The following is a 22,637-nucleotide window of genomic DNA, read 5'->3' as shown; positions in this document are numbered from 1 at the left end:
GTGCATGAGCGAACTGGCACGACTGCGGGAAAAAGTTTCAGATGGCCTCGCCGCCACCCCGGCGCAGCCTGCGGATCGTGTCGACACGACATCTCACCATGGCGGTGCGGAGCGCGGGATAGATGCCAGATCGATCACGCTGTACGTTGCCGCGTCATTGTCGGTGGGTGCCTTCTCCGCGGCCTTGATCGCGCTTGCGGTGCCTTATTCGGTCACCGTCGCCTTGGCATCCTTCTTCGGTGCGGTGCTGGTCGGTCTCCTGTCCTACGCCATGTTCGGCAAATCCTTCCAGTATCCCGGCAAACTATCTGCAGATGATTTGGATGTACGGCTACGCCAAACTCAAAACCGATCGCTGATTGCCGAGATCCAGGAGGCCATGGGCGATATCATCGTCATCCGCAATATGGATCGGCGCATCGTCGAGGCGAATGCGGTTTTTCGTGAAGTGACGGGCTGCTCGGCACCCGAAGGGCTGAGCTGTGAGGAAATCGGCATCGCTTTCCGGCCAGGCGACAAGGCCCACGCTTATGATGTGGAAATCGCGACCCCGTTCGGTCAGCGCATTTTCTCCTGGCACGATGTCGTCACCCGCGATCTGGCAAGCAGTCGTCTTCTCATCAGCAGCATCGCGAGAGATGTCACCGAGGAGCGGCTGGCACTCGGCGAGCGGGAAAACGCCCGGTTACGCGCGGAAAAGGCCGATGCCGAAAAGGCAAGGCTGCTGGCAACTGTTAGCCACGAGATCCGTCTGCCGCTTTCCGGCATGCTCGGCATGAACCATCTTCTATCGCAGACGAAGCTCAATGAAGAGCAACGTAATTATCTCGACGGCATGAAGCAGTCCGGTCAGTCGCTGGTACAGTTGGTCGAGGACCTGCTGGATTATTCGACCATGGAGGCGGGCCGTTTCAAACTCAATCCGCGTGCGGAAAACCTGCGCCGGCTGATCGAGAGCATTGTCGAGATGCTGGCGCATCGCGCCCACGAAAAGGGCATCGAAATCACCTCCTTCGTCACGCCGGATGTGCCTGATTATCTGGATTTCGATCCGGCAAGGCTGCGTCAGGTTCTGTTCAACCTCCTCGGCAATGCCGTCAAATTCACGCAGGTGGGCGGGGTCGTCATCCGAGCGCGCATGGTTGAAGGCGAATTGCATATCACCGTCGAGGACACCGGCCCCGGCATGAGCCAAGCGGAACAAGCCCGTATCTTTGGCGAATTCGAACAGGCAGGCCCGATGTCGCAACAAAGTGGGGGAACAGGGCTTGGGCTCGCGATTTCCGCCCGCATCGTGCGGGAATTCGGCGGCAGCCTCACGGTCTTCAGCCGCAAGGGTGAGGGCAGCACCTTCAAGCTGGCATTCCGTCCGGGCAGTTCGTCCACCGGCACGCCGGACCCGGACCGGCACCATTGCCTGCAGCATACCAATGTCCTGCTGGTCGCGCCGAGGGGCGTGGCAGCAACGGTGACGATGGAGGCGATCGAGGCTTTCGGCGGTAAATGCGCTCTTATCCACGAACCGGAGGACTTGGAAAAGCTGCACGGTACAGCTGCCGATCTCACCGATATCATTGTCGACAGGCGTATTTCGCCTCTGTTCAGAGACGCGCTAAGGGATTGGCCGCAACAGAATGTCCGCCGCACGTTGCTGGTCAGTCCCGAAGAGCGGGCGTCGACCATGCATGCGTCCTTCGACGCCTGGTTGATCCGGCCGCTGCGCGAAAAGTCCCTGATTGACGTCCTCTGCGGCCGTCTGCGCGGCATAGAACGGCGCGATGCCATCAACGACAACCATCCGGATGTGGGGTTTTCGTCACGGGTAACGGAGGGGGTAAGCGGTATCGATATCCTCGTGGCCGAGGACGACGCCGTCAATGCGCGCATCATCCGGGCCGTTCTGGAAAAAAGCGGTTACATCGTGCGCGGTGTCGACGATTTTCAGGCCCTGCAGCAAGCCGTGGCGCCGGGCACAACCCGCCTGCCGCACCTCATCATATCCGATCTCAATATGCCGGGCGGCGAGGGGCTTGAGGTGCTGCCGGAGCTTCTCGGCACGCTGAAGGGCGGAAGAAATATTCCGCTCATCGTGCTCAGCGGCGATGCGAGCGTTGAAACCGCTGAAATCCTGCTGAATGCCGGTGCGGCCAAGGTTTTGACCAAGCCTGCCGACCCGAGACGACTGGTCGAGGAAATCCGCCGCTTGCTGGAGGCGAAACGCCTGTTGCCATCATGACTTGAGAGACTCGCAATGGCTGCATTTTGTCACTATTCTGTCGTCAATTAGTGATTTATGACAGGAAAAATCTTTTGGTGGCGGAGCGATTCCCCATGGTTGCCGAAATCTACAGTCACGACATTTGTGAAAACAAAGTTGTTATTCATCCTCGTCCAGACACCGCTCAGGACAATGAGGGGCTTTTCGGCCGTATCGGCTCGCTGGAAACGCGGCTCGCAAGAAACGAGCGGGAGATCGACGCGGCGCAGTCCGTTCGTTACCGGGTTTTCGTTGATGAAATGAAGGCGCGCCTTCCCGCAGACGCCATGCGCCGCAAGCGCGACATCGACGCCTGGGACAGTGTCTGCGACCATCTGCTCGTGCTCGACAAGGCGATTGAAGGCGACAGCGAGGACCAGATCGTCGGTACCTACCGTCTGTTACGTCAGGAAACTGCACTCGCGAATAACGGTTTTTATTCCGCAAGCGAATTCGACATCGCCGGGCTGGTAGCGCGCCATCCGGGCAAGCGCTTCATGGAGCTTGGCCGCTCCTGCGTGCTGCCGGAATATCGCACCAAGCGCACGGTTGAGCTTTTGTGGCAGGGCAACTGGGCCTATGCCGTGAAACACCGCATGGATGCCATGATCGGTTGCGCTTCGTTCCCCGGCGTGCAGCCGGAAGCCCACGCGCTTGCTCTGTCCTTCCTGCATCACAATTGCGTTGCAAAGGGCGAGTGGGCGGCTTCCGCTCTTCCCGAGCTTTATCACGAGATGGACCTGGTACCGGCTGAGGCGCTGAACGCCCGCAAGGCGCTGAACGCCATGCCGCCGCTGATCAAGGGCTATATGCGTCTCGGCGCTATGTTCGGCTCCGGCGCCGTGGTGGACCACGCCTTCAACACGACAGATGTTCTCGTGGTCCTGCCGGTTTCCTCTATCGCCGGCCGCTACATCAGCTATTACGGCGGCGAGACCGAGCGCATCAACGGCTAACCGGTTTTAACTCGGATCAAGCGGGATGTTCCTGTGGGCAGCGGTGCCGTGTGTGTTGTCTTGGTGCGGCCATTGCCGCTAGTGTCGGCGCTCCCTTTCCGCAACACGATATGACATCGGCAAGCCATTGACGGACGTTTTGACCACCGCTTCCCTGATCTCGGAAGAGAGCCGCGCTACGGCCACTCCCATGATGGAGCAATATATCGAGATCAAGGCGAACAACCCCGGTTCGCTGCTGTTTTACCGCATGGGCGATTTTTACGAATTGTTCTTTGACGATGCGGTGGAAGCCTCGCGGTCGCTCGGCATCACGCTGACGAAACGCGGCCAGCATATGGGGCAGGATATTCCCATGTGCGGCGTTCCCGTTCACGCCGCCGATGATTATCTCCAGAAGCTCATCCTGCGCGGTTATCGCGTCGCCGTCTGCGAGCAGGTGGAGGACCCGGCCGAGGCGAAGAAGCGCGGATCGAAATCCGTGGTGAAGCGCGATGTGGTGCGGCTTGTCACGCCTGGCACGCTCACCGAAGAAAAGCTGCTGTCGCCGACGGAATCCAACTATCTTATGGCGCTCGCTCGTATTCGCGGCAGTGCGGAGGCACAGTTTGCGCTTGCCTGGATTGATATTTCCACCGGCGTCTTCCGCTTGGCGGAAACCACGCTGACGCGGCTCCTCGCTGATATCTGGCGCATCGATCCGCGTGAGCTGATCGTTACCGACAGTCTGTTCCATGACGAAGAGCTGCGACCGGTTTTCGATATGCTTGGCCGTGTCGCCGTGCCGCAGCCGGCCATTCTGTTCGACAGCGCTACGGCGGAAGGGCGGATCGCGCGTTACTTCAACGTCTCGACCCTCGATGGTTTCGGCACATTTTCGCGCGTGGAAATGGCCGCTGCCGCTGCCGCGGTTGCCTATGTTGAAAAGACCCAGATTGCCGAGCGCCCGCCGCTTGGTGCGCCGGAACGCGAAAGCGCTGCCTCCACGCTGTTCATCGATCCCGCGACCCGCGCCAATCTGGAGTTGGTGAAGACGCTCTCAGGCGAAAGGGACGGATCGCTCCTGCATGCCCTCAACCGCACGGTCACGGGCGGCGGTGCGCGGCTTCTGGCCGAGCGGCTGATGTCTCCCTTGACCGATCCGGAAAGGGTTAACGCCCGTCTCGATGCGGTCGCCTATCTTATTGATGACGTATCCCTTTGCGATGGCCTGCGCGACGCCTTGAAACAGGTTGCCGATATGCCGCGCGCGCTCTCCCGTCTTGCGCTGGAGCGCGGTGGCCCGCGCGATCTCGGGGCGATCAGGCAGGGCCTGGCGTCGGCCGAGAGAATTGCCGCCATTCTCGATCAGGGATTATTGCCGGAGGAGCTTGCTGCTGCACTTGCGGATCTGAAGGCTTTGCCGGGCGGGTTGGAAGCCATGCTCGGATCGATGCTGGCCGACGATCTGCCGCTTTTGAAGCGTGATGGCGGTTTTCTGCGTGAGGGCGCCAATCCAGAACTCGACGACGTGCGCGCATTGCGTGACCAGTCGCGCCGGGTGATCGCCGGGCTGCAGCTGCAATATGCCGAGGAAACCGGCATCAAGTCGCTCAAGATCAAGCATAACAACGTGCTTGGTTATTTCATCGAGGTAACGGCGGGCAACGCCGATGTCATGATGGCGACGGATGAAGCGAAGGCGCGCTTCATTCACCGCCAGACCATGGCCGGCGCCATGCGCTTCACCACCACCGAGCTTGCCGATCTCGAAAGCCGCATCGCCAATGCCGCGGCTGAGGCTCTGACCATGGAGCTGGAAGCCTTCGAGCGCATGGTCGAGGCCGTGGTGCAGCAGGCGGAGGCGATCAAGGCGGGTGCGCTGGCGCTTGCGGTGATCGATGTCGCCTCAAGCCTTGCTTATCTCGCTACCGAACAGGCCTATTGCCGACCGATCGTTGATGCCTCCATGACCTTCGCGATCACAGGCGGGCGCCACCCTGTGGTTGAACAGGCCCTGCGGCGCCAGTCGGCTGGGCCATTCATCGCCAATAATTGCGATCTGTCGGCTGCTGCGGGCGGCAAAAATGGTGCGATCTGGCTGCTGACCGGCCCTAATATGGGCGGTAAGTCGACTTTCCTGCGTCAGAATGCGCTCATCGCCATCCTCGCGCAGATCGGCTCCTTCGTTCCGGCAGAAGCCGCCCATATCGGCATCGTAGACCGGCTGTTTTCCCGCGTCGGCGCGTCCGACGATCTGGCGCGTGGCCGCTCGACCTTCATGGTGGAAATGGTGGAAACGGCCGCCATCCTCAATCAGGCGACGGATCGCTCGCTGGTCATTCTGGATGAGATCGGCCGTGGCACGGCAACCTTCGACGGCCTTTCGATCGCCTGGGCGGCGGTCGAGCATCTGCACGAGGTCAATCGTTGCCGTGGCCTCTTCGCCACGCATTTCCACGAACTGACGGTGCTGTCGGAAAAACTTGGTCGCCTTTCCAATGCCACGATGCGGGTGAAGGAATGGGAGGGTGATGTCATCTTCCTGCACGAGGTCGGACCGGGTGCTGCGGATCGTTCCTACGGTATTCAGGTGGCAAGGCTCGCCGGACTTCCGGCATCGGTGGTGGAGCGCGCCCGTGAGGTGCTGACGAAGCTCGAAGATGCCGATCGAAAGAACCCGGCCAGTCAGCTGATCGACGATCTTCCGCTGTTCCAGATCGCGGTTCGCCGTGAGGAAACCCGCAAGGCTGGACCATCTAAGGTGGAAGAAGCTTTGAAGGGGCTCAACCCGGACGAAATGACGCCGCGTGAGGCATTGGACGCGCTCTATGCGTTAAAGAAAGAACTTGGCAAGGCTTAAGAGGATAGACTGCCTGTCCATCGCCTTTGAAACTCGCTATAGGACAATCCCATCGCAAGCGGTGGCTTTCCCACAGGACATGGATAACGGCATAAATGGCCATCAAGGACCTGGATTTTTCCGAAATTCTCGATGTTTCGGCGCTGAAGCGCGAATGCGACATCATCTTCAAGAACGACGGCAAGCGCATCGCCGATGTCAGGTCAGACCTGCTGCCGATCTTTCGCAAGGCCAGCACGGAAGGCCGGGAAAAGGCTCGCGAACTGCTGAAATCCGACGGCAGCGGCATCGATTGCGCCCGACGTATCTCCTGGCTCCAGGACCGGCTGATCGAAATCCTCTATGATCTCGCCTGCCAATATGTCTATCCGAAAGACGCGCCGCAGATCGCCGTTGCAGCGGTGGGGGGTTACGGTCGCGGCACGCTGGCGCCGGGATCGGATATCGACCTTCTGTTCCTGCTGCCGGCCAAGAACACGCCGGATATGCACAAGGCCGTGGAGTTCGTGCTTTATCTGCTCTGGGATCTCGGCTTCAAGGTCGGCCACGCCACGCGCACGGTGGATGAGTGCGTCCGCCTGTCGAAATCCGATATGACCATCCGCACCGCCATTCTGGAAGTGCGGGCAATCTGCGGCAAAAAATCCCTGACCGACGATCTCGAAAAACGTTTCGAGTCGGAAGTTGTCACCGGCACCGGGCCGGAATTCATCGCCGCCAAGCTGGCAGAGCGTGACCAGCGTCACCGCAAGGCGGGCGATACGCGCTATCTGGTGGAGCCGAACGTCAAGGAAGGCAAGGGCGGCCTGCGCGACCTGCACACGCTGTTCTGGATCGCCAAATATTATTACCATGTCCGCGATACAGCCGATCTCGTCAAGCTTGGCGTCCTGTCTAAGCGCGAACTCAGGCTGTTCGAAAAGGCCGATGATTTTCTCTGGGCCGTCCGTTGCCAGATGCATTTCATCACCAACAAGGCGGAAGAGCGCCTTTCCTTCGACATTCAGCGCGAGATCGCCGATGCGCTGGGCTATCAGCCACGCCCCGGGCTTTCCGCCGTCGAACGTTTCATGAAGCATTACTTCCTGGTGGCGAAGGACGTGGGTGACCTGACCCGCATCGTCTGCGCCGCACTGGAGGACAGGCAGGCAAAGGACGTGCCGGGCCTGTCGGGTGTTCTCAGCCGCTTTGCCCACCGCGTCCGCAAAATTCCCGGTTCTGTTGAATTCGTTGAGGATCGCGGCCGCATCGCGCTGGCCAAGCCGGACGTGTTCAAAAACGATCCGGTCAATTTGATCCGGCTCTTTCATATCGCCGATATCAACAATCTCGAACTTCACCCGGATGCGCTGCGTGTCGTTACCCGGTCGCTGTCGCTGATCAATGACGGGCTTCGCGAGAACGAGGAGGCGAACCGGCTGTTTCTGGCGATCCTCACCTCGAGGCGTGATCCGGCGCTCACCTTGCGGCGCATGAACGAGGCTGGCGTCCTCGGCAAGTTCATTCCCGAATTCGGCAAGATCGTCGCGATGATGCAGTTCAACATGTATCATCACTATACGGTGGACGAGCATCTGATCCGCTCGGTCGGCGTACTGTCGGAGGTGGACAAGGGGACGGCTGTGGATGCCCATCCGCTTGCCAACCAGCTGATGCCGGGTGTCGAGGAGCGTGAGGCACTTTATGTGGCCGTTCTGCTGCACGATGTCGCCAAGGGCCGGCAGGAGGACCACTCGATTGCCGGCGCGCGGGTGGCCCGCAAGCTTTGCCAGCGTTTCCGGCTGACCGGCAAGCAGACCGAAATGGTGGTCTGGCTGATCGAGCAGCATCTTCTGATGTCCATGGTCGCCCAGACGCGCGACCTGCACGACCGCAAGACCATCACCGATTTCGCCGACAAGGTACAATCCATGGAGCGGCTGAAGATGCTGCTTATCCTGACGGTCTGCGATATCCGCGCGGTCGGTCCGGGTGTCTGGAACGGCTGGAAGGGTCAGTTGCTCCGCTCGCTTTATTACGAGACCGAGCTGCTTCTCTCCGGTGGCTTTTCGGAAGTCTCCCGCAAGGAAAGGGCGCATATTGCCCGTCAGGCGCTTTACGACGCGCTGGAAGACTGGGGCCAGAAGGCACGGCGCAAATACACCAAGCTGCACTATGAGCCCTATCTGCTGACGGTGGCGCTGGAAGATCAGGTGCGTCACACCCGCTTCATCCGCGAGGCCGACAAGCAGGAAAAAGCGCTGTCGACCATGGTGCGCACACATTCCTTCCACGCCATCACCGAAATCACCGTGCTGGCGCCCGACCATCCGCGCCTGCTGTCGATCATTACCGGCGCCTGTGCTGCGGCCGGCGCCAACATTGCCGACGCGCAAATCTTCACCACATCCGATGGGCGGGCGCTCGATACGATCCTGATCAACCGCGAATTTCCGATCGACGAAGACGAGACGCGGCGCGGCAACAATGTCGGCAAGCTGATCGAAGAGGTTCTGTCCGGTCGTCAGCGCCTGCCGGAAATGATTGCCACCCGCACCAAGAGCCGGAGGAAGAAAAGCGCCTTCACCATTCCGCCCTCCGTTATCATTTCCAACGGGCTTTCGAACAAGTTCACCGTTATCGAGGTCGAGTGCCTGGACCGGCCGGGGCTTCTGGCGGATATGACGGCTGTCATCGCCGATCTGTCGCTGGATATTCATTCCGCACGCATCACCACCTTCGGCGAGAAGGTCATCGACACATTCTACGTGACTGATCTCTTCGGCCAGAAGGTCACCAATGACAACCGGCAGGCCAGCATTGCCACGCGCCTGAAGGCCGTGATGAGCGAGCAGGAAGACGAATTGCGCGATCGCATGCCAAACGGCATCATCGCCCATCCCGATGTGGCGGCGCTGCCGGCCACGCGCACGGCAAAGGCTTGAAATTCCCATGAGCTTGATCGGAAAGTTCGCCACGGTCGGCACGGCCACGCTCGGAAGCCGTATCTTCGGGTTCCTCCGCGAGACGCTGATGGCCGCAGCCGTCGGTACCGGCCCGGTCGCCGATGCCTTCAATGCTGCCTTCCGGTTCCCGAACACCTTCCGGCGCCTTTTTGCCGAAGGCGCGTTCAACTCGGCCTTCGTGCCGCTTTTTGCCAAGGAAATCGAGGCGAACGGCATGGAGGGCGCAAGGCGCTTTTCCGAAGAAGTTTTCGGCGTTCTGTTCACCGTGCTTCTGGCTTTGACGATCCTGATGGAACTGTCGATGCCGTTCATCGTGCGCACCGTTATTGCGCCGGGCTTTCTGGAAGACCCGGTGAAATTCGACAACACCGTCCGTCTCGCAACCATCATGTTCCCCTATCTCGCCTGCATGTCGCTGGCGGCGATGATGGGCGGCATGCTGAATTCGCTGCACCGCTATTTCGCTGCCGCGATTGCGCCGGTCTTCCTGAACATCATTCTGATTGGTGTTCTGATGCTGGCCTGGTGGAAGCATTACGACCCGCTTCAGGTGGGTTATGCCCTGTCCTGGGGTGTCATGGCGGCGGGTGTGGTGCAGCTTGGCATCGTCTGGATCGCCGTGCGCAATGCCGGCATGCGGATCGGTTTCCGCAGACCCCGGCTGACGAAGAATGTCCAGCGCCTGCTGGTCCTTGCTTTGCCGGCCGCGATCACCGGCGGCATCACCCAGATCAATCTCCTGATCAACACCAATATCGCGTCTGCCGGTGAGGGTGTGATCTCCTCGCTCGCCTATGCCGACCGGATTTACCAGCTGCCGCTCGGTGTCGTCGGCATCGCCGTTGCCACCGTGCTTTTGCCGGAGCTGGCGCGGGCTTTGCGTGGCGGACATATGGTCGAGGCGGGAAGCCTGCAAAACCGCTCGGTCGAATTCGTGCTGTTTTTGACATTGCCCGCCGCCGCTGCCCTTCTCGTCATGGCGGAACCCATCGTGCGCTTTCTGTACGAGCGCGGCAATTTCGCGCCTTCGGCCACCGTCACCGTCGCGCAGATCCTCGGTATTTATGGCCTCGGCCTGCCGGCTTTCGTGCTGATAAAGGCGTTCATTCCCGGCTTCTTTGCCCGCGAGGACACCCGCACCCCGATGATCTTCGCGGCGATTTCCGTGGTTGTGAACGTCTCTCTGGCGCTGACGTTGTTTCCGCGTCTCGGAGGTCCGGGCATCGCCATTGCCGAGATCACTGCCGGCTGGGTCAATGCCGCCCTGCTGTTCGGCATGCTGTTGTGGCGGGGTCACTGGCATGTGGACATTCCGCTCCTCACCCGCATTCCGCGCTTGCTGCTGGCCGCCGCCCTTATGGCGGGCTTCGTTCACTATGCGCTGACCTATCTCAGCTTCGAGCTGTCCTCCGCCTCCTCCATTTTCGTCCGGGCCGGAACCATCATGGGCCTCGTGCTCTCCGCCATGCTCGTTTATTTCGTGCTGGCTTTCGTTTCGGGTGGTGCCGATCTCGGCATGGTCAAGAGAGCCATCAAAAAGCGCCGCAACAAGAATGCCCAGACGGAGACAAGCTGATGTCCTTTGCAGAAAACCGTCGCATCGCCCTCATCACACTCTTGGTGGACGATTATGACCGGGCAAAGACGTTTTATTGCGAGGTCCTGGGGTTTGACTGCCTTTCCGACCAACCTCTTGATGACGGCAAACGCTGGCTGGTGGTGAAGCCTCAAGGGACCGATGGCTGTGCCCTGTTGCTTGCCGAGGCGGATGGCGAAGCGCAGCGTCTTGCCATCGGCAACCAGACCGGCGGCCGTGTCGGGTTTTTCCTGCATACCGACGATTTCGGTCGTGACTACGAGACGATGCTTGCGCGCGGCGTGCGCTTTCTGGAGGAGCCGCGCCATGAGGTTTATGGCTCTGTCGCGGTCTTTGCGGACCCTTATGGAAATCACTGGGATCTTCTTCAGCCACGCGGCTGACGCGCCCTGAAACCGCTTGATTGCGAGGGGCTGTAGGTGCATAAGCGCGCGTGCAATTCCAACCACGGGGCGGGGCCCTCCACAAGCCTTTTCGAGGACGACAATGAACGCATTCAAGCCGCTGGTTTTCTCGGGCGTCCAGCCGACCGGCAATCTGCATCTCGGCAATTATCTCGGGGCCATCCGCAAATTCGTGGCGTTGCAGGAAGATAACGACTGCATCTATTGCGTCGTCGACATGCACGCCATCACCGCCCAGCTCGTTCATTCCGACCTGAAGGCGCAGACCCGCTCGATCGCTGCCGCCTTCATTGCCGCAGGCATTGATCCGGTGAAGCATATCGTCTTCAACCAGTCGGCTGTGCCGCAGCACGCCGAACTCGCCTGGATCTTCAATTGCGTGGCGCGCATCGGCTGGATGGAGCGCATGACGCAGTTCAAGGACAAGTCCGGCAAGAATGCCGAGCAGGTGTCGCTTGGGCTGCTTGCCTATCCGAGCCTGATGGCTGCGGACATTCTCGTCTACCGCGCGACCCACGTTCCTGTCGGCGACGACCAGAAGCAGCATCTGGAACTGGCCCGCGACATCGCCCAGAAATTCAACATCGATTTCGGCGACCATATCCGCAACGCCGGTCTCGGGCTCGACATCACCGTGGGCAATGAGCCGGTGCATGCCTATTTCCCGATGGTGGAGCCGCTGATCGGCGGTCCGGCACCGCGGGTGATGTCGTTGAAGGACGGCACCAAGAAGATGTCGAAGTCCGATCCGTCGGATCTGTCGCGCATCAACCTCATGGACGATGTCGACGCAATTTCGAGAAAGATCAAGAAGGCGAAGACGGACCCGGATGCACTGCCGAGCGAAGTGGAAGGCCTGAAGGGCCGCCCGGAGGCCGAAAACCTCGTTGGTATCTATGCGGCACTGTCTGACAAGACGAAAGCGGAGGTTCTTTTAGAGTTCGGCGGACAGCAGTTCTCGGCCTTCAAGCCGGCTCTCGTCGAGCTTGCCGTCAATGTGCTGGCTCCGGTCAACAACGAGATGCGCCGCCTTCTCGACGATCCCACCCACATCGATGCCATCCTCAAACAGGGTGGTGAGCGCGCGCGCGCGATCGCCGAAAACACGATGAACGAGGTGCGCGACATCATCGGGTTCCTGCGCTGACCACGTATCGCCTTGCGGATCACGGCGGGCGGTTTGCGCCTGCCGTGATTTGATATAATCTCCGCCCGAACCGTCGGGCGGTTTTTCGGATCGCGGCGGACACAGGGAGTGCGGAATGGTTTCAAAACGGCTGTCGCGTCTGGAAGGGCATCGTCGCAAATTTCTCGCTGTTATCGATGACACACCGGAATGCGAAAGGGCCGTGCATTATGCCGGTCGTCGCGCCAAGAACTCCAATGGCGGACTGGTTCTGCTTTACATGATACCGGAAGGCGATTTCCAGCAGTGGCTGGGCGTCGAGCAGATCATGCGGGCCGAGGCGCGCGAGGAGGCGGAAGCAACGCTTGCCAAGATCGCCCAGAAGGTCCGTGAGACCATCGGCATCGAGCCAGAAGCGGTCATCCGTGAAGGCGGCGCAACCGAACAGATCCACGGGCTCATCGAGGAAGATCGCGATATTGCCATTCTGGTTTTGGCGGCAGGATCGACGAAGGAAGGGCCAGGACCGCTCGTCTCCTCCATCTCAGGACGCGGTGCGGCCTTCCCCATCCCCGTCACCGTGCTGCCGGATACGCTGACGGATGAGGAAATCGACGCCCTTTGCTGACCTTTGTTCGACCCCGAAAGGCAGGAACGGATTCGGGCAAGAATTTGGGGCTGACGATTTCTTGAATGTAATTATCATGTCAGGGCTTGAAGTAAGGCTTCGCCAGGCGTATTTTTTGGAAGAATTCTAAATTGCGGGGCGTGAACGGCGACCTCGAAGGAGACAGATAATGTTCATTCAGACGGAAGCCACGCCGAACCCCGCAACCCTCAAGTTCCTGCCGGGCAAGGTGGTGCTGGAAAGCGGCACGGCTGAGTTTCTCAACCCCGCGCAGGCGCAGGCCTCGCCGCTAGCAGAGCGCCTCTTCACCATTCCGGGTGTCACCGGCGTTTATTTCGGCTTCGATTTCATCACCGTCACCAAGGATGACGCCGAATGGCAGCATCTGAAGCCCGCCATTCTCGGTTCGATCATGGAGCATTTCATGTCTGGCCGCCCCATCATGGGCACTGCCATTGCGGCTGAAGTGTCGGATGAGGAAGGCGAGTTCTTTGAAGCGGGTGACGAAACCATCGTCGCCACCATCAAGGAACTGCTGGATACCCGCGTCCGCCCCGCCGTGGCGCAGGATGGTGGCGATATCACCTTCCGTGGTTTCCGCGACGGCACCGTGTTCCTGAACATGAAGGGCGCCTGCTCTGGTTGCCCGTCCTCCACCGCCACGCTGAAGCACGGCGTCCAGAACCTGCTTCGCCATTTCGTGCCGGAAGTGCGCGAAGTCGAAGCTGTATGACGTTGTAAGCCAGGCCGCGCCATGATTGTTCTCGCACTCGATACCTCAGGTGTGGACTGTTCTGCCTGCGTCTATGACAGCGCCTCCGACACGGTGCTTGGCGAGGTGTGCGAAACCATCGGAAAAGGTCATGCCGAGCGGCTGATGGCTGTGATTGATGGTGCCCTGCAGCAGGCACACCTGCCGCTTCAGAAAGTCGGGCGCATCGCGGTAACGATCGGACCGGGTTCCTTTACCGGCATTCGCGTCGGCGTTGCCGCCGCGCGTGGTTTTGCCCTGTCGCTCGGCATAGAGGCAGTCGGCGTAACCACGCTTGAGACGATCGCCTTGCATCATCTGCTGGAAAATCCCGGCCGGCCAGTGGCTGTCGGGCTCGACGCCAAACGGGGCGAGGCCTACCTCCAGACGTTTGCAGAGGATGGATCGCCGCTCCTCGAGGCCGCGCTTTTGTCTCTGGAGGATGCCAAAACGGCTCTCTCCGGTTTCGATGGCGCCATTATCGGTTCCGCCGCACCCCTTTTTCAGGGTTTCGACGCGGGGTCAGGGCCCGATCATTTTCCGATTTCCACTGTCGCGCGGGCGGGTGGACGCAAGCCGAAAGGCATGCCGAAACCCGCACCGCTTTACCTTCGCGGCCCGGATGCCCGGCCGCAGACGGGTTTTGCGCTGGCACGCCAGAGCGTTGCCTGATAGGTGGCACCCGTAAATGCGTGCGGATGATTCCTTGTTATGTTTGACGAATATCTAAGCTGGAAGCCCTATTTCGAGATCGTGCCGATGCAGCATGAGGATTGCGCCGGAGTGGCGGAATTGCATGCGCTGCGCTTTCCGCGCCCCTGGAATGACGGGGAGTTTTCCGGGCTGTTGACGCAAGGCTCGGTTTTCGGTGCCGTCGCGCGGCAGACGAACGCATTTTTCAGCAAACCGCTCGGTGGTTTCGTGCTTGCGCGCGAAGTGGCCGGCGAGGCGGAAATCCTGACCGTTGCGGTGGCCGACAAGTTCGCGCGCACCGGCCTCGGCTGGCGCCTGATGCAATCGGCCGTCCGTGAGGCGATGATGCGCGGTGCCGAAACGATGTTCCTGGAAGTGGACAGCAACAATGCCTCCGCCCTGGGACTTTATAAAAAGCTCGGCTTCAAAACGGTCGCTGAGCGCAAGGCCTATTACACCGCCAAGGATGGCGCGAAGTCGACGGCGCTTGTCATGCGCCGCGATCTTCGCTAGTTCCCTGCGACAGGCATTTTTCGGCGACAGCCCCGAAATTCAACCGGAATACTCAAAAGGCCAGAAGACGTGATAGACCTTTCGAAAACGCTGGAGGAACTTTGTGCCGAACGCGGCATGCGGATGACGGACCAGCGCCGTGTCATCGCCCGCGTGCTGCAGGAATCGGCAGACCATCCGGATGTCGAGGAGCTTTACCGCCGTTCCTCCGCCGTGGATCCGCGCATCTCGATTTCCACCGTTTACAGAACGGTGAAGCTGTTCGAGGACGCCGGCATCATCGAGCGTCATGATTTTCGCGATGGCCGCTCGCGTTACGAGACCGTGCCTGAGGAACATCACGATCATCTGATCGATCTGAAGAACAGTGTGGTCATCGAGTTTCATTCACCCGAGATCGAGGCGCTTCAGGAAAAGATCGCCAGGGAGCATGGCTTCAAGCTCGTCGATCACCGGCTCGAACTCTACGGCGTACCGTTGAAGCCCGGCGAACATTGAGACGCTGGTGAGCAAGCGCACGGTTCAATCATGATGTGGCTCCGGACAGCCTATATTGCGGTCGTTCTCCTGATCGTCACGCTTATATTGCTGCCGCTGCAACTGTTGGGCCTTGCCTTCGACTGGCAGCTTCGCCGTCGCATTCCCCGCATCTGGCACCGCATAGCCTGCCATGTCCTCGGCATCCGCGTGCATGTCCATGGGGATGTGGAGCGGGCAAAACCGTTGATGCTGGCGGTCAACCACGCCTCGTGGAAGGACATTCTCGTTCTCGGCAGTATTGCCGACGTGGTGTTCATCGCCAAGACGGAAGTGCGTGACTGGCCCGTCTTTGGCTGGCTCGCCCGTCTGCAGAAAAGCATCTTCGTCCAGCGCGAGCAGAAGCGCAGCACCGGTGCGCAGGTCGGCGAGATCGCCGCCCGCATGGCCGATGGCGAGATCGTCGTGTTGTTCCCGGAAGGCACCACCTCTGACGGCAACCGCATGCTTGCCGTCAAATCCTCGCTGTTTGGCGCAGCCTCCACGGCTGCCGAGCAGGTTCCGGGCAAGCTCGTCTATGTGCAGCCGGTCGCAATCGCCTATACGCGGGTGCAGGGCATGGCCATGGGACGTTACCACCGGGTCATTGCGGCCTGGCCGGGCAGCATAACTCTGGTGCCGCATCTGCTCGGTATCATCAGGGCAGGTGCTATCGACGTCGACGTTACATTCGGTGACAGCGTTCCGTTTCACAGCACGGATAACCGCAAGCGTCTGGCGACCGATATCGCCGCTTCTATCCGTTCCATGTTGGCTTTCAGCCTGCGTGGTGGCTGGCGGAAATAGAGCATTCCAGCTTTTCCGGTATTTTTCTGTTTAATCCGGGCGTGAAAAACACTAGATAACCGCCATGACCCAGGAAACGCTTGGCCTCGATGCCCCCGAAATGATTGCCCGCGAGGGCTCTAACAGCAGGAAGGTCTTCATCAAGACCTATGGCTGTCAGATGAACGTCTACGATTCCGTCCGCATGAGCGATGCGCTGGCGAAGGACGGTTACGTTCAGACGGAGGATATGGGCGAGGCGGATCTGGTGCTTCTGAACACCTGTCACATCCGCGAAAAGGCCGCTGAAAAGGTCTATTCGGCGCTCGGCCGCCTGCGCGACATGAAAAAATCGCGCGAAGAACAGGGCCGCGAATTCGTGATCGGCGTTGCCGGATGTGTGGCGCAGGCGGAAGGCGAGGAAATCCTTCGCCGTGCGCCAGCCGTCGATGTCGTCATCGGCCCACAGACCTATCATCGCCTGCCGGACGCCCTGAAGCGGGTGCGCGGCGGCGAGCGCGTCATCGAGACCGAATATGCCGTTGAGGACAAGTTCGAACATCTGCCGGTGGCCGAAAAGGCAACACTGCGTACGCGCGGCGTCACGGCATTTTTGACGGTGCAGGAAGGCTGCGACAAGTTCTGCACCTTCTGTGTTGTGCCCTATACGCGTGGTTCGGAAGTTTCGCGTCCCGTGCGCCAGATCGTGGATGAGGCGATGAAACTGGTGGATGCCGGTGTGCGCGAAATCACGCTGCTCGGCCAGAACGTCAATGCCTGGCAGGGCGAAGGCTCGAAAGGCGAAAAATGGGGACTTGCCGAGCTTCTTTACCGGCTGGCGGAAATTCCCGGTCTCGCACGCCTTCGTTATACCACCAGCCATCCGCGCGACATGGATGACCGCTTGATTGGCGCACATCGCGACCTGCGCATTCTGATGCCCTATCTGCATTTGCCTGTTCAGTCCGGGTCGGATCGCATTCTGAAGGCGATGAATCGTCGCCACACAGGTGAGGAATATATCCAGCTCATTGAAAAAATCCGGGCCGCCCGCCCTGATATCGCCATGTCCGGGGATTTTATTGTTGGCTTCCCCGGCGAGACGGATCGTGATTTCGAAGACACGATGGCGATCATCGAACAGGTGAAATATGCGCAGGCATTTTCATTCAAATATTCCACACGCCCCGGAACGCCGGGCGCTGATCTGACGGATCAGGTTGCGGAAGAGGTGAAGGCCGAGCGGCTGGAACGATTGCAGGCGCTGCTCTTGCGGCAGCAGAAGGAATTTGCGGAATCGCTGGTCGGAAAGACGATGGATGTGTTGCTGGAAAAGCCCGGCCGCATGCCTGAACAGTTGATAGGTCGCTCTCCCTGGCTGCAATCTGTGAATCTTGATGCAAAGACTTTGAAAATCGGTGACATTGTTAATGTACGAATCACCGCAACGGGTCCAAACAGCTTGTTTGCCGAGGTGGCAGAGAGTTAGAGTGAGGAGCCGACACTGATTGGGACAGGAGCCTGACCGCTTGAACGCACATGAATTGGTATCACCTTCATCGCGCCAGCCACGCCAAGCCGCGACCGACGCCAATCACTTCGTCCTCACGTTCGAGAATAACAGGATAGCGGGAGAGCTATTCGGTCAGTTCGATCAGAACCTCAAATTGCTGGAACAACGCCTCAACATCGATGCGCGCCCGCGCGGCAATTCCGTTGCCATCACCGGCGATGTCGTTGCCACCAATCAGGCTCGCCGGGCGCTGGATTTCCTTTACGAGCGTCTGCTCAAGGGCGGAACCGCCGAGGTTTCCGACGTGGAAGGCGCGATCCGCATGGCCATGGCGGCAGATGACCAGCTGACCTTGCCGACGATGGAGCGCAAGGCGAAGATCTCCATGGCGCAGATTTCCACGCGCAAGAAGACCGTCGCTGCCCGAACGCCCACCCAGGATGTCTACATGCGGGCGCTGGAGCAGTCCGAACTGGTTTTCGGCGTCGGCCCCGCCGGCACGGGCAAGACCTATCTTGCCGTGGCGCATGCAGCGCAACTTCTGGAGCGTGGTGCGGTCGACCGCATCATCCTCTCGCGTCCCGCAGTAGAAGCGGGCGAACGCCTTGGCTTCCTGCCGGGCGACATGAAGGAGAAGGTCGATCCTTATCTGCGCCCGCTTTACGACGCGCTTTACGACATGATGCCGGGTGACAAGGTGGAGCGCGCCATTCAGGCGGGCGTCATCGAAATTGCGCCGCTGGCCTTCATGCGCGGACGCACGCTCGCCAACGCCGCCGTCATTCTGGACGAAGCCCAGAACACCACGACCATGCAGATGAAAATGTTCCTTACCCGTCTTGGTGAGAAAGGCCGCATGATCGTGACCGGCGACCCAAGCCAGGTGGACCTTCCGCGCGGCGTGAAGTCGGGCCTTGTCGAGGCCCTGCAAATCCTCACCGATGTGGAAGGTGTATCCGTCGTGCGCTTCAAGGATGTGGACGTCGTGCGCCATCCGATGGTGGCGCGCATCGTGCGGGCGTACGAATCCCACACGGCGGTGCCGGATGAAAGCCTCGTGAAGGGCAACTGACGCAAGACAATGACAGCTCTGGATATTCAAATCAGCGTCGAGGCCGAAGGCTGGTCCTCGGAAGAGGACCTTCTTGCCTTCGCCACCAAGGCGCTGGATGCAGCGGTTGATTTTTTGAAGCGGGAAGAGAACCAACCCTTCCCGAAAATGCCGGTGGAACTGTCGCTGGTCTTTACCGACGATGAAAATATCCGGGAAATCAATGCCGAATGGCGCGACAAGGACAAGGCAACCAATGTCTTGTCTTTCCCCGCTTTTCCGCTGGAACCGGGCGGCATGCCTGGCCCGATGCTGGGCGATATCGTCATCGCGCGCGAGACGGTTGAACGCGAGGCTCTTGAACTTGAGAAGAGTTTCGAGGATCATCTGACCCATCTTCTTGTTCATGGGTTCCTGCACCTGTTCGGTTATGACCACATGGATGAGGAGGAGGCGGAAGAAATGGAGTCGCTTGAGACTCGCATTTTGGCGGTGCTTGGCCTATCTGATCCTTATGCGGGACAGGAACCGCTTTGAATATTGTCTGGAGCCATGAACGAACATTCTGCACGACCTGCCAATGAGGGCAGAGAAAACGGCGAGCAGTCCTCCTCGGAGGAGGGCAGTAGTCATTTACGGAACGACTCCAATGCAAAGCCGAGATCGACGATCTGGTCGCGCATTGGACGGTTGCTGAAACCGTCACAGGGTGAGCGCCTGCGCGAGGATTTGACCGACGCGCTGATGGACGACACCGAAATCGGTGCCGCCTTTTCGCCCGAAGAGCGGGCGATGCTGAACAATATCCTGCGTTTCCGGGAGGTTCGGGTCGAAGATATCATGATCCCACGCGTGGATATCGACGGTCTCGACCAGAATATGACCATCGGCGAAGCTCTGATCCTCTTTGAGGAAACCGGGCGCTCCCGCATGCCGGTCTACGATGAGACGCTGGATAATCCGAAGGGCATGATCCACATTCGCGATCTGCTGGCCTATGTCGCCAAGCAGGCGCGCAACAAGCGCCGGGTGGGATCGCGTGGCGTTGCCTATGGCGAGGCGAAAGCTCCGCGCTCGCCGCGACCGAATTTTGACCTGGCACGGGTGGATCTGGAACAGACGGTCGCCGATGCCGGGCTGGTGCGTAAAATTCTTTTTGCACCCCCCTCCATGCTGGCCTCCGATCTTTTGAAGACCATGCAGGCACAGAGAACACAGCTTGCCCTCGTGATCGACGAATATGGTGGCACGGACGGTCTCGTCAGCCATGAGGACATCGTCGAGATGGTCGTGGGTGACATTGATGACGAGCACGACAAGGACGAGACGATGTTTTCGCGTCTGTCCGCCGACGTGCTGGTGGCGGATGCCCGCGCCGAACTTACTGAACTTGCCGAGGCAATCGGACCGGAATTCGATGTCCGCGAGCATCTTGAAGAAATCGATACGCTCGGCGGCCTGATATTCTTCGCACTCGGCCGCATTCCGGCCAAGGGTGAAGTGGTCAGGGCCGTACCTGGTTTCGAGTTCCAGATCCTCGATGCGGATACAAGGCGTATCAAGGGTGTCCGTATCGTCCGCGATCATGGCTCGGAAGGGCAGGATGACCGCGCGCCGGGCGATGCCGATGCCGATGAGGTTATTCCGCTGCCCGCGCCGGATGTTCGCCTCATCACCCACCAGCAAAACGCTGACTGAGGTGGGCGACGGGATGCTCCCCGTCGCCGCCGCTCCTTGAACGCGTCATCAAGAGTCCAAAAGGACGGACGGTGCTCCGGCGACCATCCCTTCTGTGGACTGCGAATCTTTTTTCCTTTACGTCGAGTCTAAAGGGAAATTCCTTTGCGCGGCCATGCCGGGGTTGGGCTTTTCCGGGTGGGCATTAAACGGAGATGGCATGGAGCGTCTTGCAGGCAGGGTAATGCTGGCCGGCGGCAAAAGCCGCGCAGTGATGGCGATTGCCGCAGGCGCGGTTGGAGCGCTGGCCTTGCCTCCGGTTGGCTTTTTCGCGGCGCTTTTTTTGTCTTTCACTCTGCTTGTCTGGTTGGTCGATGGCTGCACCGGCAAGCCGGGCGGCGGCATCTTCAGCCGTATCATGCCCGCTTTCGGCATCGGTTGGTGTTTCGGCCTTGGTTATTTCGTGGCGGGCCTGTGGTGGCTGGGCAATGCGCTCCTGCTGGAAGCTGACGAGTTCGCCTGGGCGCTACCGCTCGCCATCCTCGGCCTTCCGGCTGTTCTCGCCGTGTTTTACGGTTTTGCGGTCGCAGCCGCCAATATCGTCTGGTCGGACGGTCTCGGCCGTATCGCCGCACTTGCGGCCGCATTCGGCCTTTTGGAATGGCTCCGCAGCTTCATAGCAACTGGCTTCCCCTGGAACGCCATCGGTTATGGCGTCATGCCTGTGCCGATCATGATGCAGTCGGCGCATCTGCTTGGTCTTTTTGGTGTCACCACGCTTGCCGTTTTCATCTTCGCCTCGCCTGCCTTGATCGGCACGAAAAAAGGCATGTGGCCGGGTCTCATTGTGGCGGGCCTGCTGCTGGCTGGCCATTTTGGTTATGGCTTTTACCGCCTTCAGACACCGTTGGAGACACCTGCGGACGCGCTGACCGTGAGGATAGTGCAGCCGTCGATCGACCAGTCCCGCAAGATGCTGAATGCAGACAGGGCCGAGATTTTCAGCGAGCATCTGCGCTTGACGGGACTGCCGCCCGGCGAAGGAAAAAAACGCCCAGATATCATTGTTTGGCCGGAGACCTCCGTGCCTTTCATCCTGACGCAAAATCCGGACGCTCTGGCGGAAATCGCCAAGACGCTTGAAGACGGGCAGGTCCTGTTTACCGGTGCGGTCAGAATGGAAGATGCCGGTGCCGGCCGGCCTCCGCGTTACTACAATTCGGTCTATGCGATTGACAGTCAGGGCGAGATCATCGGCGCGACCGACAAGGTCCATCTTACACCCTTTGGAGAATATGTCCCTTTCGAAGATATTCTACGGGGATTCGGCATCAATAATGTCATCAGCCTGCCGGGCGGCTTTTCAGCCGCGTCTTCGCGCACGCCTTTGACGCTTCCTTCCGGTAAAACCCTCTATCCCCTGATCTGCTACGAGATCATTTTTCCCGAAGAGATGACCCCTGGTCTGGCGGGCGCCGCAGCGATCCTGAACGTCACGAATGATGGCTGGTTCGGCGATACACCCGGCCCTTATCAGCATTTTCTACAGGCAAGAGTACGGGCCGTTGAAACGGGAGTGCCGGTGATTCGCGGCGCTAATACCGGGATTTCCGCCGTTATAGATCCCTATGGTCGTATTATTGCCGGGTTGGATTACGGCCGGGTCGGAATTGTTGACGCCACCTTGAGTGGTGGGTCAAATGACGCTGTTACTTACGACATACATCGGACGTATTTCTGGTTGATTTTTTCTATCATGCTGACCGTTTCGGTATTTTCTGCCTGGCGTTTTGCCCGGCGCCAGAATTGACCGGGAACCCCTACAATTGCATAGTGAATACGTCAGTCGTAAAACAAGTTTAGACGCTGTCGAAATACCAGCTCATTTCTTCGAATAAGCAATGAAACGAGATATCAACCCTTTCCGAGTGTCAGGACCGCATGATGACCGAAAATAAGAAAAAGCCTAACCCCATCGACATTCATGTCGGAAGCCGAATTCGTCTTCGCAGAACCATGCTGGGCATGAGCCAGGAAAAGCTGGGTGAAAGCCTCGGAATTACCTTTCAGCAAATTCAGAAGTATGAAAAGGGCACGAACCGCGTGGGCGCCAGCCGCCTGCAGAATATCTCCGCGATCCTGAATGTGCCGGTTTCCTTCTTCTTCGAGGACGCGCCGGGTGATCAGGCCGTCGGCACGACGGGCATGGCAGAAGCATCGAGTTCCAATTACGTGGTGGATTTCCTGTCGTCTGCCGAAGGCTTGCAACTGAACCGCGCTTTCGTGAAGATCGCCGACCCGAAGGTTCGCCGCCGCCTCGTTGATCTCGTGAAGTCGCTCGCCGCCGAAGGGGATGCCGAGTAGCACTCGCAGGCGACTGCT

The 22,637-nt window shown here is 59.5% G+C and carries 19 protein-coding genes; all 19 read left to right on the top strand.

Translation table 11 applies throughout. The features are described from left to right. Window positions 1–4: 4 nt before the first annotated feature. The 19 genes from ACQZ45_RS07520 (at window position 5) to ACQZ45_RS07430 (ending at window position 22,619) form a co-directional block, all read left to right on the top strand. A complete protein-coding gene (locus ACQZ45_RS07520) occupies window positions 5–2,236 on the top strand; it encodes a hybrid sensor histidine kinase/response regulator (RefSeq protein WP_112290929.1) in 2,232 nt (743 codons plus the stop codon). Window positions 2,237–2,331: 95 nt separating this feature from the next. Continuing rightward, complete coding sequence (gene olsB / locus ACQZ45_RS07515; RefSeq protein WP_003514771.1) at window positions 2,332–3,213, top strand: l-ornithine N(alpha)-acyltransferase; 882 nt, start codon at window positions 2,332–2,334, stop codon at window positions 3,211–3,213. Window positions 3,214–3,403: 190 nt separating this feature from the next. Then, window positions 3,404–6,055, top strand: coding sequence for a DNA mismatch repair protein MutS (gene mutS, locus ACQZ45_RS07510; RefSeq protein ID WP_003514772.1), 2,652 nt, complete (start codon window positions 3,404–3,406; stop codon window positions 6,053–6,055). A 95-nt stretch (window positions 6,056–6,150) separates the two neighbouring features. Beyond that, window positions 6,151–8,979 (top strand): [protein-PII] uridylyltransferase, encoded by a 2,829-nt coding sequence (locus tag ACQZ45_RS07505; RefSeq protein WP_003514778.1) that lies wholly within the window; start codon window positions 6,151–6,153, stop codon window positions 8,977–8,979. 7 nt (window positions 8,980–8,986) lie between these two features. After that, window positions 8,987–10,576, top strand: a complete 1,590-nt coding sequence (gene murJ, locus ACQZ45_RS07500; protein WP_003514779.1) for a murein biosynthesis integral membrane protein MurJ — start codon at window positions 8,987–8,989, stop codon at window positions 10,574–10,576. Then, window positions 10,576–10,980 carry a VOC family protein gene (locus ACQZ45_RS07495; RefSeq protein WP_003514780.1) on the top strand — a complete coding sequence of 135 codons (405 nt, stop codon included), beginning with the start codon at window positions 10,576–10,578 and terminating at the stop codon, window positions 10,978–10,980. The genes murJ and ACQZ45_RS07495 overlap by 1 nt, the downstream gene beginning before the upstream one ends. A gap of 103 nt (window positions 10,981–11,083) precedes the next feature. Then, entirely contained in the window at window positions 11,084–12,148 is a 1,065-nt protein-coding gene (gene trpS, locus ACQZ45_RS07490; RefSeq protein WP_003514781.1) for a tryptophan--tRNA ligase, read from the top strand. Between the two features lie 115 nt (window positions 12,149–12,263). Further along, window positions 12,264–12,755, top strand: coding sequence for a universal stress protein (locus ACQZ45_RS07485; RefSeq protein WP_003514782.1), 492 nt, complete (start codon window positions 12,264–12,266; stop codon window positions 12,753–12,755). A gap of 169 nt (window positions 12,756–12,924) precedes the next feature. Further along, window positions 12,925–13,488, top strand: a complete 564-nt coding sequence (locus ACQZ45_RS07480; RefSeq protein ID WP_003514783.1) for a NifU family protein — start codon at window positions 12,925–12,927, stop codon at window positions 13,486–13,488. Window positions 13,489–13,509: 21 nt separating this feature from the next. Beyond that, entirely contained in the window at window positions 13,510–14,178 is a 669-nt protein-coding gene (tsaB, locus tag ACQZ45_RS07475) for a tRNA (adenosine(37)-N6)-threonylcarbamoyltransferase complex dimerization subunit type 1 TsaB (RefSeq protein WP_025592265.1), read from the top strand. A gap of 39 nt (window positions 14,179–14,217) precedes the next feature. Beyond that, window positions 14,218–14,712: a GNAT family N-acetyltransferase gene (locus ACQZ45_RS07470; RefSeq protein WP_003514785.1), complete on the top strand. Its 495-nt coding sequence runs from the start codon at window positions 14,218–14,220 to the stop codon at window positions 14,710–14,712. 69 nt (window positions 14,713–14,781) lie between these two features. Further along, entirely contained in the window at window positions 14,782–15,210 is a 429-nt protein-coding gene (locus tag ACQZ45_RS07465; RefSeq protein ID WP_003514787.1) for a Fur family transcriptional regulator, read from the top strand. Window positions 15,211–15,240: 30 nt separating this feature from the next. Then, complete coding sequence (gene olsA, locus ACQZ45_RS07460; RefSeq protein ID WP_003514789.1) at window positions 15,241–16,035, top strand: lyso-ornithine lipid O-acyltransferase; 795 nt, start codon at window positions 15,241–15,243, stop codon at window positions 16,033–16,035. A gap of 64 nt (window positions 16,036–16,099) precedes the next feature. Further along, entirely contained in the window at window positions 16,100–17,503 is a 1,404-nt protein-coding gene (gene miaB, locus ACQZ45_RS07455) for a tRNA (N6-isopentenyl adenosine(37)-C2)-methylthiotransferase MiaB (protein WP_003514798.1), read from the top strand. A 40-nt stretch (window positions 17,504–17,543) separates the two neighbouring features. Then, window positions 17,544–18,599 (top strand): PhoH family protein, encoded by a 1,056-nt coding sequence (locus tag ACQZ45_RS07450; protein ID WP_003514799.1) that lies wholly within the window; start codon window positions 17,544–17,546, stop codon window positions 18,597–18,599. A gap of 9 nt (window positions 18,600–18,608) precedes the next feature. After that, window positions 18,609–19,115: an rRNA maturation RNase YbeY gene (gene ybeY / locus ACQZ45_RS07445; RefSeq protein WP_003514801.1), complete on the top strand. Its 507-nt coding sequence runs from the start codon at window positions 18,609–18,611 to the stop codon at window positions 19,113–19,115. A gap of 15 nt (window positions 19,116–19,130) precedes the next feature. After that, complete coding sequence (locus tag ACQZ45_RS07440) at window positions 19,131–20,276, top strand: hemolysin family protein (RefSeq protein WP_003514803.1); 1,146 nt, start codon at window positions 19,131–19,133, stop codon at window positions 20,274–20,276. Between the two features lie 199 nt (window positions 20,277–20,475). Then, window positions 20,476–22,065, top strand: a complete 1,590-nt coding sequence (lnt, locus tag ACQZ45_RS07435; RefSeq protein WP_113291254.1) for an apolipoprotein N-acyltransferase — start codon at window positions 20,476–20,478, stop codon at window positions 22,063–22,065. Window positions 22,066–22,199: 134 nt separating this feature from the next. Then, window positions 22,200–22,619, top strand: coding sequence for a helix-turn-helix domain-containing protein (locus tag ACQZ45_RS07430; RefSeq protein ID WP_003514807.1), 420 nt, complete (start codon window positions 22,200–22,202; stop codon window positions 22,617–22,619). Window positions 22,620–22,637 lie beyond the last annotated feature (18 nt).

This window comes from Agrobacterium sp. 16-2014-1-2a (assembly GCF_053522705.1).
Note: the sequence above shows the minus strand (reverse complement) of the source record. Positions and strands in the feature narration are given on the sequence as shown.

Excerpts from the sequence above, each read along its gene's own strand:
- ACQZ45_RS07520 (WP_112290929.1), top strand. The coding sequence starts at position 5 with ATGAGCGAACTGGCACGACTGCGGGAAAAAGTTTCAGATGGCCTCGCC.
- olsB (WP_003514771.1), top strand. The coding sequence starts at position 2,332 with ATGGTTGCCGAAATCTACAGTCACGACATTTGTGAAAACAAAGTTGTT.
- mutS (WP_003514772.1), top strand. The coding sequence starts at position 3,404 with ATGATGGAGCAATATATCGAGATCAAGGCGAACAACCCCGGTTCGCTG.
- ACQZ45_RS07505 (WP_003514778.1), top strand. The coding sequence starts at position 6,151 with ATGGCCATCAAGGACCTGGATTTTTCCGAAATTCTCGATGTTTCGGCG.
- murJ (WP_003514779.1), top strand. The coding sequence starts at position 8,987 with ATGAGCTTGATCGGAAAGTTCGCCACGGTCGGCACGGCCACGCTCGGA.
- ACQZ45_RS07495 (WP_003514780.1), top strand. The coding sequence starts at position 10,576 with ATGTCCTTTGCAGAAAACCGTCGCATCGCCCTCATCACACTCTTGGTG.
- trpS (WP_003514781.1), top strand. The coding sequence starts at position 11,084 with ATGAACGCATTCAAGCCGCTGGTTTTCTCGGGCGTCCAGCCGACCGGC.
- ACQZ45_RS07485 (WP_003514782.1), top strand. The coding sequence starts at position 12,264 with ATGGTTTCAAAACGGCTGTCGCGTCTGGAAGGGCATCGTCGCAAATTT.
- ACQZ45_RS07480 (WP_003514783.1), top strand. The coding sequence starts at position 12,925 with ATGTTCATTCAGACGGAAGCCACGCCGAACCCCGCAACCCTCAAGTTC.
- tsaB (WP_025592265.1), top strand. The coding sequence starts at position 13,510 with ATGATTGTTCTCGCACTCGATACCTCAGGTGTGGACTGTTCTGCCTGC.
- ACQZ45_RS07470 (WP_003514785.1), top strand. The coding sequence starts at position 14,218 with ATGTTTGACGAATATCTAAGCTGGAAGCCCTATTTCGAGATCGTGCCG.
- olsA (WP_003514789.1), top strand. The coding sequence starts at position 15,241 with ATGATGTGGCTCCGGACAGCCTATATTGCGGTCGTTCTCCTGATCGTC.
- miaB (WP_003514798.1), top strand. The coding sequence starts at position 16,100 with ATGACCCAGGAAACGCTTGGCCTCGATGCCCCCGAAATGATTGCCCGC.
- ybeY (WP_003514801.1), top strand. The coding sequence starts at position 18,609 with ATGACAGCTCTGGATATTCAAATCAGCGTCGAGGCCGAAGGCTGGTCC.
- ACQZ45_RS07440 (WP_003514803.1), top strand. The coding sequence starts at position 19,131 with ATGAACGAACATTCTGCACGACCTGCCAATGAGGGCAGAGAAAACGGC.
- lnt (WP_113291254.1), top strand. The coding sequence starts at position 20,476 with ATGGAGCGTCTTGCAGGCAGGGTAATGCTGGCCGGCGGCAAAAGCCGC.
- ACQZ45_RS07430 (WP_003514807.1), top strand. The coding sequence starts at position 22,200 with ATGACCGAAAATAAGAAAAAGCCTAACCCCATCGACATTCATGTCGGA.